Annotated in this window: 7 protein-coding genes and 1 pseudogene; 1 reads left to right on the top strand and 7 read right to left on the bottom strand. The window is 53.1% G+C overall.

Annotated elements, in window-relative coordinates; genetic code table 11:
- The first annotated feature begins 134 nt into the window (after positions 1-134).
- Positions 135-5,069, top strand: coding sequence for an endo-1,4-beta-xylanase (locus tag MFFC18_RS12990; protein WP_075082930.1), 4,935 nt, complete (start codon positions 135-137; stop codon positions 5,067-5,069).
- Positions 5,070-5,100: 31 nt separating this feature from the next.
- Here the strand turns inward: MFFC18_RS12990 and MFFC18_RS25480 are convergent, their stop codons facing one another.
- The 7 genes and pseudogenes from MFFC18_RS25480 to MFFC18_RS12960 all read right to left on the bottom strand — a co-directional run bounded on the left by MFFC18_RS25480 (position 5,101) and on the right by MFFC18_RS12960 (position 14,390).
- Positions 5,101-5,409, bottom strand: coding sequence for an FG-GAP-like repeat-containing protein (locus tag MFFC18_RS25480; RefSeq protein ID WP_075082929.1), 309 nt, complete (start codon positions 5,407-5,409; stop codon positions 5,101-5,103).
- Positions 5,410-6,324 (bottom strand): FG-GAP repeat domain-containing protein, encoded by a 915-nt coding sequence (locus MFFC18_RS12985; RefSeq protein ID WP_075082928.1) that lies wholly within the window; start codon positions 6,322-6,324, stop codon positions 5,410-5,412.
- 50 nt (positions 6,325-6,374) lie between these two features.
- Positions 6,375-6,689, bottom strand: coding sequence for an L-rhamnose mutarotase (rhaM, locus tag MFFC18_RS12980; RefSeq protein WP_075082927.1), 315 nt, complete (start codon positions 6,687-6,689; stop codon positions 6,375-6,377).
- Between the two features lie 122 nt (positions 6,690-6,811).
- Positions 6,812-8,746 carry a hypothetical protein gene (locus MFFC18_RS12975; RefSeq protein ID WP_075082926.1) on the bottom strand — a complete coding sequence of 645 codons (1,935 nt, stop codon included), beginning with the start codon at positions 8,744-8,746 and terminating at the stop codon, positions 6,812-6,814.
- 191 nt (positions 8,747-8,937) lie between these two features.
- Positions 8,938-10,242, bottom strand: a complete 1,305-nt coding sequence (locus MFFC18_RS12970) for a sulfatase-like hydrolase/transferase (protein WP_075082925.1) — start codon at positions 10,240-10,242, stop codon at positions 8,938-8,940.
- Between the two features lie 310 nt (positions 10,243-10,552).
- Positions 10,553-11,887, bottom strand: a pseudogene (locus MFFC18_RS12965) (sulfatase family protein); the annotation flags it as partial.
- A 1,063-nt stretch (positions 11,888-12,950) separates the two neighbouring features.
- Positions 12,951-14,390 (bottom strand): Gfo/Idh/MocA family protein, encoded by a 1,440-nt coding sequence (locus tag MFFC18_RS12960; protein ID WP_075082924.1) that lies wholly within the window; start codon positions 14,388-14,390, stop codon positions 12,951-12,953.
- Positions 14,391-14,418 lie beyond the last annotated feature (28 nt).

Raw genomic sequence — 14,418 nt, 5'->3', positions numbered from 1 at the left:
CGTGATCTTCGTGTGAATTCGAAGGATTTGATGTGTTCAACCGTTTTCTCGATTGCATACGAACAAACGCTCTGAGCCAGAAACGAAGGCAGCAACAAACCTCCCTAACTTGGCAAGCTCTTGAACTTCGACAAATGCTGACCGCTGCTGGTTGGGTTGGTAGTTACTACAGCGATGGCACGCCGGATTCGTCGCCGCAGATTGTGCAACACAATGCCTTGGTCGATTTTGATTGGGGACAAAGATCTCCACTGGACAACACCAGCGATAGCGACGGATTCTCTGCACGCTGGGAATCGAACCTGCAAAGCGATCACACCGCTACACACCAACTGATCCTGCGAACCAATCCCGATGACGGATTACGCGTTTGGGTTGATGATCAACTGACTGTCGATGCCTGGGATGGAACTGGAACAAGTGAACTCACGGCCGATGTTGGTCTCATTGCAGATCTCGCGGCCTCGGTAAGAGTCGAATATCGCGATATCGCTGGCGAATCGAGAATCTGGCTCGGCTGGACCAGTCCGGAACTTCCAGTAGAAGTCGTCGGTCCAGAGTGGACTCCACTTTCTGATTCGCAACAACAAGTCCTCGAAGATGTTGCATCGCAGGGCGTACTGTTCGAACAACTTTCCACCGTCTCGGCTGACTTTCTGGATTCTGGCGACGTTTTCTACTCCGACGTGGCCAGTGGATCGGTTTTGACTTCGGCGGATGCGGCGGCTAGTTCGACAACGCATCCGGCTCAGCGACTGCGAGGATACTTCGTTCCTGAAACGTCGGGCACTTACCAGCTTCGCATTTCCGGCGGCGATGCCAATCGATTGTTGTTAGCCGATGATAGTGACGCTGCGTTGGCTCGCGTCGTCGCATCGAGCGATTCACCACCTTCGCCCGGACAGTGGGATGCAGACTCAAACCAAACGTCCGACGCAATCGAGTTGGTCGCAGGAGTGCGATACTACTTCGAAGCTCGCCAAATGGAGAGCGGTTCCTACGACGGACTCGAAATCCAATGGCGGCAAACAGGACTGAACTGGGAATCGATCACGGTTGCTCAACTCCGTCCAGTGCAAGCCGATGTCGGCGTTCGCGCGGTTGTGTCAGCCGTTAACGAAACCGATGAATCGGCGACGGTATCGTTTGACATGTCTCGCAGTGACGATTTTGGTCGAGACCTTGTCGTCAACATGAACTACGGCGGGACGGCATCGCGTGACGCGGACTACGCCGGAGCAACCTCGACGGTTACGATTCCTGCCGGACAAAGATCGGCGCGAGTTGAGCTGACTGTCGCGAACGATGAAGTGGATGAACTTCTCGAAACGATCAACGTTGGCGTCGCGGCTTCCAGTGACTATGCCCTCGCGTCGCCAGTTCGAACTCGCACGACGCTATCCATTTTCGGAAACCTTGTTCCCGAAGGCAACTCAATCATCGGTGAAGATCCGCTGGACCTTGCCAACGTCGCTTCGATCAACGGAACGAATTACGCGACGTTTTCAAATCGCACCGCCAACGGCGAAAACGGAGGCACGATCAACGGAACCGTTTTGGTAGTCGACACAACGACCACGCCTCCCAACGACACTTCCGTTTGGGCTCGCTGGAATATTGATCAGAACATTGACGAATCCGAAACGTTGTATGCCGAGTTCTACTACCGGCGGCTGGGGACTTTGTGGAGCCCGCTTACATTCAACGTGCGTACGACTTCGCCTTTCGCAGACGTTGGTAGGACCGAAGTAACCGCCAAAGGCTTTTGGCAGCGAGCCCAGATTCCGATCACGCTCGGCGATTCGATTTCAAGTGCCGCCTCGCGAGTCGAAATGTTCCTCGGCGAACGGGTCGCCAAAGTTGAAATCGCCAACTTTCAGGTAAAACGTTTTGTTAGCAGCCTAGAAAATGCTGCCGCTGCCCTGCCCCTCGACGCTGGAACGGTCGCCGACACTGATATCAAGTCCGGGCAAGGCACCTACGCAACCTTTACCGATCGCGCAACGACGGCAGCCGAACAGGTGCCGTTTGACAATGCCTTAATCGTGGACGTGCACACATCCGCTTCTTTCCTTTCGCAAATCCGAGCCGGCTGGTACACGGACCATGCCGTCGAAGAGAACTCGATCCTGACCGTTGAAGCGTGGTTACGAACAGATGATGCTCCCTTCGACGTGCGACTCCAGGTCGAACAGTCTCCTGCCGTCAATCGAAACCTGTTGAAAGAGAATTTCCAAGCAACCAATACTTGGACCAAGCATCAATTCGTGGTGACGGCTCGACAGGCATCACAGCCAGGAGAACTTCGCCTCGAAGCACTGTTCGGCCGCAGCGTGGGAACGCTTGAGATCGGCGGCGTGCAAATCTGGAATCACGGCGCAGCCCCAGACCTGACGCAGCATCTACCGCAGAGCTACCTGTCTTACGCCGAACGTGAAGCCGACAGCGATTGGCGTTGGGAAGCTCAGCAGAGCGTGCTGGAAAATCGTCGACATCCGCTAACGGTCAACGTCACGAACCTTGCCGGAGCTCCCATTGCAGGCGCCGTCGTCGAAGTCAATCAGCTCGAACATGCTTACGGCTTCGGCAACATTTTGAAAACCGAATTCATCAGCGACATCGGTGGCGGCCAAGCATCAGATCCGGCTTCGCAGCGCCACGCAGCGATCGCTTCGCGGCTGTTCAACACGATCACGATCGCCAACGGAATTCGCTGGGTGCCCTGGGATCAGAACCGCGATCGTGGAATTGACACAGTGGATTGGGTCAATGACAACGTCGATTCGCTTCACGGCCATCATCTAACGTGGGGCCAACTGTCGTTTGTTCCTTCTGCGGTTCGCAACGAGTACGCGCGTTTGCAGAATGACGTAAGCCAAGCGGCGGCCAGAGAATACCTTCGAACCGAACAGCTTGCACATGTCGCTGACATTGCCTCGGAACTGGGGAACGAGATTGCCGGCACGGATCGTCCACAGGTGGCTCATTGGGACACCGTCAACCATCCGGTATTGCTCAAGGAAATCTGGAACATTCTTCGCGACGGCGGGTCACTGGCAGATCCGATCGGTGAAATCTTCGACGCAGCAAAAGCAAACTCACATCCCGACACGCTGCAGATGATCAACAAAGGGCAGACGATTGAGTTTGTCGATCACGAACGGCGAACGGAATACTACAACCTGATTCAGGAGCTGCTGGATAACGGCAATCCTGTCGAGGCCGTCGGGTTCATGAATCACTTTGGTTTGGCAGACGCTCCTACGCCGACTCAATTCAATGCACACTTGGATGAGTTTGCGGCGCTGGGTTTGCCGCTGGGCATGACTGAGTTCGACATCAACGCCACCGGTACCGACTTGCAAACTCAGGCCGACTGGTCAGAAGACTACTTCCTGAATGTGTTTGCCAATCCAGCCACTGAATTCATCATCAGCTACGGCTTTTACCAGCTGGCACACTGGCGGCATGATGTCGGAGGCCATTGGTACACTTCCGACTGGGAAGCCAAGCCCAACGGGGAAGTCTACGTCGATCAAGTCCACCGCGAATGGCAAACGAACACGCGTGGTTCCAGCCGCGCTGATGGTTCCTACCGCACGATGGCGTTCGATGGTCGACAGCAAGTCACCGTTACGGTCGATGGCCAAAGTTATCTGGCGATTGCAGAGGTCGATGAAAACGGTGGCATTGTCAATGTCGCCATCGACCGGCCAATTGTTGTCGACGGTAATACTCGCATCGAAGCCGAATATTACAACGGCGGCGGAGAAGGCGTTGGCTATTCCGATACGACGGTCGGAAACACAGGCACTGACTATCGTTCCGACCAAAACGTCGACATCGGTGCCAACAGCGATGAAGGCGAACCCGGTTTCAGCGTCGGTTGGGCTCGCGGTGGTGAATGGCTGGAATACACCGTGGATGTCGAAGGCGGTGCTTACGATATCTCGGTTCGCGTTGCCTCCAACCATGCAGACCCTGGCGATTTGAGGCTGGTTGTTCGCGATGGCACCAACTTTACCGTGCTTGAAACGTTCGCGGTCGAATCAACTGGTGGCTGGAACAACTGGCAAACCTTGACTGTCGAAGACGTGAGCATGATCGCGTTTGATGGAGCGGATCAGGTGTTCCGCCTGGAAATGGTTGGCGGGAATTTCAACATCAACTGGTTTGAATTTAAAGCAGCTCAATCTGCCCCAACGGACATCACACTTTCGTCGACCAACATCAACGAAAATCTCAGCACCGATTCAGCCGACAGGTTGTTCGCCACGCTGTTCGCGACCGACAATGACTCCGGCGACACGCACTCGTTCGATTTGGTTGCCGGCACCGGAGATGACGACAACAGCCGATTCGTCATCGTTGACGATCAGTTGATGCTCAAGCAAGGCGAAATCCTGGACTACGAGACTCAATCTCAATACTCAGTTCGACTTGAGGCCACGGATTCTGCCGGTTTGAAGTTTGAAAAAGAAGTCCAACTGGACGTTAACAATCTGGTTGAATTTTCCAAATCGGATATCGAGATTGGCTCAAGCAATTCAAGGTCACGAATCACGACCGTCGCCGTCTCTTTTGACGGACCTGTCACGATTGACTCCGGCGCCTTCGTGGTGACCAAGCGTGGATCCGATGGCGGCGTGGTCAACGTGAGCCATCAGTTCCGCTCTGGATCCAACAATCAAATCGTGGACCTAACGTTCTCTAGCGAATTCGTCGAATTCGGATCATTGGTTGATGGCAATTATCAATTGGACATCGTCGCCGGGAAAGTGTTTTCAAACACCGGACACGGTATCGACACGAATTCAGATGGTGACGACTCCGATTCAGTTACCTTTGGCGATGTAGCAACCGACAACTTCTTCCGACTCTTCGGAGACTACGACGGAAATCGAACGGTGAACGTGTTTGATCTACTTGGGTTCAGAACGTCGTATCGAAAGAGCCTTGGCGATGCCGGTTACCTCGCTGACTTCGATTCAAATGGTGACGACACGATCAACGTGTTCGATCTTTTGAAGTTCCGCACCAACTACCGTCAAACACTCGATTTTGAGTAGGCGATGCTGATGTTCAGCACGTTTAAGGATATTACTTGCTTGGATTCTCAAACCAGATAACGCCCCAGCCGCCGTTCTCTTCCGTCGTTGCGATATCCTGATCGCCATCACCATCGATGTCGACAAGGTAGACGTTGTCCATTTTCATTCGCGTCATCGCTCCGGGAACTTTAATTGGCGTGGCTGACCAATTCTCTGACTTGGATGCGTCGCCGTCGAACGAAGCCTGCCACAAATCTCCCTTCTTGGGAATCACGACTACTTCATTTTTCGAATCACCGTCCAGATCCAGTATTGCGACTCCCTTGGGAAAGTTGCCACAAGGTTGCTTTATGAGCACTTATTCAAATGCAGGGATGCCAGACCGGTTTTTACGAATCAGAACAGTCAGTTTTCGTTGCCATTTGATTTCGCCCTCTTGCCCGCCTGCGATTGCGATGTCGTCGATCGAGTCACCATTGATGTCGCCGACAGCGATGAACATGCTCTTGTGCGGATGAAGCATCTTTCGCGGCCACGGCTTGTACAACTTCGCCTTCCCGGGATTCTCTAGCCAAAAGATTTCTGATCGGCGGTCGGCCACGATGAAGTCGATGTCTCCATCAGCATCAACGTCGCGGCGGATGCAGTTCATTGGCCATTTGGATTCACCGAGTTTATATCGTTTCCAGTTCTTTGCCTGATGCTTGTCGTCCGACGGTTGCTTGAACCACAATTGAGCTCCAACAACCAGATCGTTCAGTCCATCTCCGTCGACGTCGGTTACCAATGGAACTCTTTGCTCTTTGTCAAACAGGTTCATCCGTACCCATTTTTTGGCGTCGCGAACACTTTCACCGCCCGGATTAAAGAAAATCCAGCCCCCGTTGGCGACGTAGTCGATGTCGCCATCGTTGTCCAGGTCTCCGATGCCGGAGTCTTCACATGGTCCATGTTGGAACTCGATCCAGTCCGACCAGGTGCTGTGACATTTCTTTACACCGAGATTGAAGAACAACCGGCTGAATTTTCCTTCTTCGTAATTGACCAGCACATCGACGAATCCATCGTTGTTCCAATCATGAAAGTTGATTCCGTCAGGGCCGTGGTCATTCGGATCGGGCTGGATGACATGACATCGCCAACCACTCTCGCCTGCCTTGCCAACGTGCTGCTGCCAAACATCTTGGGCAACCGACGGTTGGCCGATGGCAATGAATAATACGAAACATGCGATCCAAGGCGTGGCCAAAGAGTTGGGAACAATGTGGTTCATGGTGCGAGATGTTTTGAACTTGGGCCAGCGCAGAGTTGATTTGTTTTCATCTAAGCCATGTAGAAGACTTCTTGAAGCGGTACCGACACAGGCGAATTGTCAGCATTGGTTTCCATAAGATCGGCCATGTAGTTCCACCACTTTTGCACGATGGGATTCTCTTTCAAGTTCTGCGACCCACCGTCGCCAGAAACTTTTTGAAACGCGAACAATGTGTCCGTTTCAGCGTCCAGAAAGATGGAATACTCGCTGATGCCAGCGTCTTTCAAAAGCTGTTTTAGCTCCGGCCAGATTTCATCATGCCGCCGCACGTACTCTTCGGTGTTGCCTGGTTTGAGTTTCATCTTGAATGCAATTCGTTGCATGGAAGTAAGCTCTAAAGCGTTATTGAATGTGAGTGCGAAGTTTATAGTACTGGCTTTAGCCAGAAGCCCAGCTTTCCACTTGAAAGAGATGCTGTGCGAATTCCTTTCAGTTCGAATCGGATTTAGGAAACGGCAATTGTGCAAAACGCTTCCACGCCAGTCTCACCAGGTATTGCCATCATGATCGGAACCGCCTCCGCGCCTGGGACCATGTTAAAGACGCGACCTTTCGCGGTTTCTTTGATCGTCAGAGGAGCATTGGATTCAACGACGACCGTGCCTTCAGGCTTGACGATTTCAATTCGTGTCTTGGAAACCTGAGTGACCTTCTCTCCGGTTGGTGACAGGATTGGAATCACCAGCATCGCGTCTGGATCGGCTTTCTCTTCGGTACAATTTGCTGCGACGGTGACTTTGCCGTCTTCAAACGCGTATTGAAGCTTATAGCTCGAAGGACCGCTCTCTACCGGATTGCGATCTTCATCCTGAATCGTTGTCGCGATGTCAAAACTGACCTTGTTTCCGTCGTCCGTGAATTTGACATCGGCTTTCAAGTCGTAAAGGTTCGTAAACCACGCGTCGTCGTTTCGGGTCTCAATGCGAGGCGTCAACGGAAAGTCCTCGTCTGGTTGTGGCTGCATATTGAGAGGCTCGACCATGATGTAGCGAGCCATACTGCCGGCTAGCAGCGTGCCGACTTTGTCGTGATACAGCACCGCCATCGATCCGCCAGTCGGTTGCTGCAAATGGTCGGCTCGTTTCGTTTTGTAGATCGAATCATAGGCCGACACTGTCGAACGCCACGGCCCTTTGGCGACCAACCAAACATCAAGTTCCGGAAAATGCTTGACGCCTTTCGCAGTCGCACGTGGCAAAGGAGCCGATCCGTCGAACTTCGGCATTGCGTGCATTTTGTCTTGCACCAACGCCATCACTTTCGCGTGTGCAAAGGTGTGGTGAATGCAAGGATTGACCCCGTGCGAAACGTAGTGCGGCCCGCCGTGGATCAATCCGTCGGCAGTACAACGCTTCAACAGTTCCGCGTTCTTGATCGCTGCGGTGCCAAAGGCTGGATTACGATCGGCCATCAAACTGAATCCCGGTTGGCATCCATCGGATGTGCGGCTTCCCCAGTAACTCCACTTTTGAGAACGCGTGCCCCAACTATTGTCCCAAGCTCCGTCGGGCAACATGAACTCAAGGTGACCGCTGAGCGACTTGGTTACCATATCCAGCATTTCAGTGTCGTTGACTTCCAGAGCATACAGCACAACGCCATTGAGCGACTCTTCAACGTTGTAGCCAAGATCAACAGGCAACAGACCACGTCCGCTGCGATTGTTGTTTGGCTTGCCTTCGCCCCACAGCAGCGTGTTCGGTTCGGTGAAGAATTCTTTGACACGTTTTGCGAACTGTTGGCTGCGATCGAGATACTTCTGCTTCTTCAGCAGCGTTCCGAACAGGTGGAAACCGTAGACGCCCGTCATGCCGTAGTTCAAGTTCGTGAAGTCGATCTTTTTGAAGTCACGATAAAGGTAGCCACCGGCGGCTTCGTCCAAACGCGCCGTCCATGCGGCACGAGTCTTTTCGTCGAGGACTTTTCCGTGATAGTGCAGTGCTTCGGCCAGTGCGATGGCGCCAAAGATCGTGGTGCCACGCCAGGCTTTGGGCCTGATGTCGTTTCGCCAACTGCCATCGTCGTTCTTGACGTTGTGCTCAGCCCAGTTGTAAACGTCAATCGCAGCAGTTGTGTATTTCGCGTCACCCGTGACGTTTGCCAGATGCAGAAACGGATACAGTGCGTCGGAGCAACGTCCGTGGATGTGATCGCAAGCCGGGCAAGCGAGGGCGCCGTGAAGTTTTGGGTTGTCCGGTTCGTTGATCTGGCGGCGAATCATGCCGTCGCACCAATCGACGAGTAGACTTTTGGTTAGCGTGTCGAAGTACGTGCCTTTGGCGGTGTCTTCGATGGAGCGGTAGTTCAAGAGCAAGTTGGTTGAGAGAGCGATTCCCGCGCTGCCGGTTGCGAGTGAGCCGATGAAGTTTCTGCGATCCATGATAGGGGCCTGTTTTCGTGTGGTTTGTAGTAGTGCTATTGAGAGGAATTAGTTCGTTGGTGGAATACGAGCCCGAAGCGCGAGCGAGTGGTTTGACTGCGCGTAGAGCCGGTTGATTGGATGTGGCGAGCAATATGTTGTGCTTGATGCGCGGACGAACCACTCGCTTGCGCTTCGGGCTTGTATTGGGTTCACCCGCCTTCAACCCATTGGTCAAGTAGCTTTGAAAGTTCGGCAACTTTCTCTTTGTTGTCGTCAGCCAGATCCTTTCGGTCGTCGGGATCCGTTTTTAAATCAAACAGCTCTTTCTTCTTTGGGCTGACCGTAAGCTTATCCCAGCCGTCGATCACGACTCGCGCCATCAGGCCACTGTCGAGATCATCAAGCTGATCCAGATCGCTGTCGTGTTCGTAAACGTCAACGAAGACTCGATTTCTCTTCTTCAGTTGTTCCGGTTCGCGCAAGTCCATCCCAACCATTTCCTTGGGCGCTTCAATGCCGCAAACCTTCAGGATCGTGGTCGCGATATCGATGTTGCTGGCAAGAGTTTCCGCATCGCGAACTGGCTGAATCTTCCCTTCTTGCGTGATGAAGATCGGCGTGCGAATTCCGGCTTCGACGGGCTGACGCTTCGAACGGATGCTGCGGTTTTTCTTATCGGGATCTTGCACCCAGCCGTTGTCGCATGTGTAGACAAAGATCGTGTTCTCGTACTGGCCGTTCTTTTTCAAGTGCTCAATGATCTGGCCGCAACCTTCGTCCAACCATTCGACATTCGCCCAATATCGAGCCGTCGGTTCGTTCGGAGCAATGTCTTTGTACTTGTTGTAGAGCCGATCCGGTGCGTTATGCGGAGCGTGTGGCAGGAAAACGCCATACCAGATAAAGAACGGTTGTTCGTCGGCTTTGGCTTTGTCGACGAAGTCATAGAGTGGCTTCATCGTTGTGCGACCGATCGCCAAGCCTTTATCGCCGTGTCGCCCGCCTCGCATGTGGTTTCCATGAGTCATCGCGTCGGTGAAGCCATGGTCTTTCGGGTCGCCTTCCCACCACTTGCCGGTTTGCAGCGTGGCGTAGCCGTTGTCTTTGAGGATTTTGACGAACGACGGATGCTTGAGCATTGGAGCCGTCATGCGATTTCGCATCTTGAGCGACAGTGGCTTGAATTCTTTGTCGTGACGGTTAGTCCCCTTCGGTAGCAGTGGATCGTTGCCGCGGATTCGGGTTTGATGTGGATAGAGGCCCGTAACGATGCTGGCCAGAGACGGGCGGCAAAGCGGCGCCGTTACGTAACCGCGTTCGTAAAGAACACCTGCTTGGGCAAGACGATCAATGTTCGGCGTTGCAATGTGTGGATGATCCATGAAGGTATAGTCGGTCCAGCTTTGGTCATCGCTGAGGATAAAGACCACGTTGGGCTGCTGGGCAGATGCGGATTGGCACACCGAGAATAGAAGGGCGGCAATCAGAAAAAGGAGTTGGCGATTGATTTTCATTGAGTTGGTTCTGGTTGAGTTAATACTCGTGAGCGGCAAGGCGACTACTTTGGAAATAAATTGGTGACGACTTTTGCACAGGAGGAAACAGAGGTAACGAAGTCGTTTGCATTGGTCTCTCTGTTTCCTCCGTTTCCTCCTGTGCAAAATAGCCGCGCGTAAACATGCCCACGCAAGCGTGGAGCATGGCACCCGGTTTTTGGTGGAACACTAATCTTCACTGATCGACACTAATACAACTCAGCGAAATTCCGCCGAGTCAAAATTAGTGTTGATTAGCGCAGATTAGTGTTCCGTTCTTTGCATGTCTCTATTTCGATTGTTCTCGTTTCCGCTTCTTCCGCGGCACCCACGTCTCCGGCGCGTCAAGCATCAGAGGCTCATGGAATACCGTCAGTTCATCGTTCTGGCTTTTGATCCATTCTTTAAGCTCGCCAAACAGCTTCTCTTTCACATCCGCAAGCTTCGGATCGTCTGCAAGACTGGATTGTTCATTCGGATCCTGCTTCAAATCAAACAGCTCAAATTCGGGCCGACCGTGATGGCGAGCAACAACTTCTGCTGCATGCGAATCAGTTTTGGCCAGCTCCGTCCATTGCTTAAAGTAGTCGCCCGATGTTTCGCGCAGCAACATCTCGATATGTGTCGTGAATGCGAAATCAGGATGCGGATTCCAAATAAACTTGTACCGATCCGTTCGCACCGACCGACTGAGGTAAACGTTCATCAGCTGATCGCCGCTGTGCGTTGTGAAAATTCGACTCCGATGCGTATCAGTTTCACCATAAAGGACGTTTTGAAACGAACGACCGTCCAAGCCATCCGGCACTTCTCCGCCGCCGGCTTCGATCAGCGTTGGCAAAACATCGATCCAGCTAACCATCGCATCAGTACGCGAGCCAGCTTTAATCTTGCTCGAATGAGCAACAATCAATGGAACGTGGATGCCTTCGTCGTACAGTGTCCATTTTCCGAACGGAAACTGAGCTCCATGATCACTGGAGAACACAAACAGTTTGTCCTTCGACATATGTTTGTCCGTCAGTTCTCGAAGCTCGCCAAGATATGCGTCAAGATTGATGACTTCCTGCAAATACCGCGAACGCTGGACTCGGGTTCGTGGCGTGTCAAGCAATTTTGGCGGAAGCGACATCGCCTGCGGGTCGACGGTTGATTCACTCGGCCACGGCACGTGAGGATCAGAAACTCCGACGAACAGTGCCAGCGGACGTTTGTCAGTTCGAGTTTCCAAAAATGACTTAACGGTTTCACGAAGCTCAGGAATGTGCTGTTTTCGATCGTGGACGTCGAAGTGATAGTCGGGTGCACTGCGAAGGTGAGCGACTTTCCCGAAGGCGGCGGTTTGGTAGCCGAGCTTGTTGAGCACGGTTGGGAGTTTCAGAACTTCCTCTCGCGGATAGCTGTGGTTTTCCTCCGCACCGTTTCGAGCCGGCATCAACCCAGTGAGCAAAGCGGCTCGACTGGATGCGCAAGACGGACTGGCGACGAACGCACGGTTGAAGGTCATGCCTTCGGCGGCTAATTGATCGATGGCTGGTGTCTTGATGTTTGTTCCGCCGTAAAGTGACAAATCCGACGCGGAAAGATCATCGGCCAGATAGACAACGATGTCAGGCAGCCGTTTTGACTCCATGCTCAAAAGCATCGCCTTGATTTCAGCCGGAGTCGCGTGAGCATCACCGCCATTGTTGGCACCCGTGATCCACCAATACAACATGCCAGCGTCGGAGCAATCGAACTTGTTGGTCTGAAATTTGACGATACCATCCTGTTCGGCGTAGGCAAGCTGCTTCCAAATCCATTTCAGTTTTGCATCATCGTGACTCTGCGCCCAATCCCATTGACTGGTCTCCGTCTTGAGCCCAACGTTTTGATCTCCGATTTGATGTTCGTGCACACCAAAGTCAAGAATCTGTTGCCACTTAAAGAAATCGCCCGCGTTGTCGTTCGCGGGATGATGAGATATGACGTGAACGAACTTTGTCTTCGACGCGTCCGCCGCTTCCAACGCGTAGCCAATGATGTCAGGTTCGCCGGCTTCGATGATCCACAGCGGATTTTCCTCAGTGGATTCACTGATCGCCTTCCGCAAATCCTCGACCGCTGCTTTTTGCTGAGTGCGACAGTTGAAAAAGCCAGCAAGATTGTTGAAGCGACCAAACTGCTCGACTCCTTCACGGCATACTTGATCAAGGACTTGTTGCCGGCGAAGTTCATCCGCAGCCGAAATTCGATCCGTCGGCTTCAAGTCGCAGGAGTGTGAAAGATGGACCAGCCGGTCTTGCAGATTGGTTGCCTTGAGCAGCCCAAACATCACAGCCGTTGCACCGATGTCGTCAGGATCTGGCGAATTTCCATCGGCGACAATGGCAAGCCTTCCCGTGGGTGGGCGAACCTGGTCGTCGACGAAGGTGGTTTGTGTAAGAGAAGAAGCGAGAAGCAGAAGAGTTAATGCGGCGATGGCAGCCGGCGCAATTAGGGCATCGAGAGATACAAGCCCGAAGCGCAAGCGAGTGGTTCGGTTACTCAAACTCGTTGCTTTAATTGTTGCGGTGAGTCGTTGGAGATGCGCGGTCAAACCACTCGCTTGCGCTTCGGGCTCGTATTGCGAGTCCATTCTCAGCCTGAAGGCGGTACTATGAACAAGCATGCGATCTGTATCTGATTCGTGCTTCTGCATTGCTAACTCAAGCCAACTCGGGGACTTCGAAACCCTTGCGGTATTCACGCTTGAGCAGCCGGTTGGCTGTGTCGGCATCGTCACCGACAAACTTTCCGGACTTTGGGTCCAGCTTCAGCATCGGACTCAGCTGAATCCCTTCGCTGTCCAAAGACAGATCATGAGCTTCCAAATGTTTGTCCATCGAAGCCAATAAGTTTTGCCACTCCTGAAGTTCAACCTGATTGGCAACGTCTTTGCTGAACGATCCGCCGGCACGGAGTGCCAGATTCGCGAGGTTGCACCAGCCAGTGCTGTCGTTGCCCACGGCTACTTCCGCGTTGAGCATCGATCTGTCGCGGCTTCGTACAGCATCGATGAAGTTTGATTGGTGCACCACATCGCCACGATTGCCTTTGAACTCTTTGATGACTTTACCGTTGGCGTCGATCGCTTTGCCGCGACCTCGCTGTCCTTCAAATCGACCACCTTCGCAAAAGGCAACGTAGCCACTGGCAGGCCCGGGGTGCTTGGGGCTGTCTTTGGATCCACGAGCCACTGGCAAGTTGGACAATCCGATCACGACAGGAATGTCACCCGTATCGAAATAGGCGAAGTGCACATTGGGGGTCTGTCCGGCATCGTTGTAGACCAGGCGACCGCCGCCAGCCAGAACTCCAATCGGTAGGGCAACAGAATCCTGAAAGACATTGTTCCGCACATCATCGAGAACGTGCACGCCCCAGTTTCCCATCTCTCCCGAGCCAGTGTTCCAGTCCCAGTGCCAATCGTATTGCAGCTTGTCACGGAACAGCGGTGTTTTTTGTGCCGGCCCAAGCCACAAGTCGTAGTCGACATTCTTTGAGATCGACAGCGGCTTGTCGCGTTTGCCAATTTGCTTGCGAACGCCGTAGCGATTTACTCGGGCGACTTTGATCTCGCCAAGGGCTTTTTCTTCGTGGAGAAACTTCTTGATCTCGGCTTGCATTGGATCGGAGCGTTGCTGAGTTCCAATCTGGCAGATTCGATCGTATTTTCGCGCCGCAGCGACGGCTTGTTCGCCTTCCCACTGACTGTGAGAAAGTGGCTTTTCGACGTACACATCTTTGCCAGCTTCCATTGCCCAGATGGCGGCCAGGCAATGCCAATGATTGCAGGTTACAACCACGACGGCGTCGACGCTTTTGTCGGCAATCAGGTCTCGCATGTCCTTGGAGGCGTTTGCGGACGGAAATCGTTCCTTGGCTTTGGCCAAGCGTTCCGCATCGGGATCGCATACCGCAACGATGTTGACGCCAGTGACTTCACCAAACTGATCCATCAACTTGTTGGCGCGAGCACCGCAGCCGATGAAGCCAAGTCCGATCTCGTCGTTTGCATTGGCTGCGCCGAGTAATCGCGGAGCGACCGATGTCGTTATTCCGGCCGCGATTGTCGTTGAGAGAAAATTCCTGCGGGTGGTTGTCATAGTGTTCCTCGTTATTTGATTCGTCTTT

This window comes from Mariniblastus fucicola (genome assembly GCF_008087665.1).
In the GTDB taxonomy this organism is placed as follows: Bacteria; Planctomycetota; Planctomycetia; order Pirellulales; family Pirellulaceae; genus Mariniblastus; species Mariniblastus fucicola.
The sequence above is the reverse complement of the archived record's forward strand: the minus strand, read 5'-3'. Positions and strand labels throughout refer to the sequence as shown.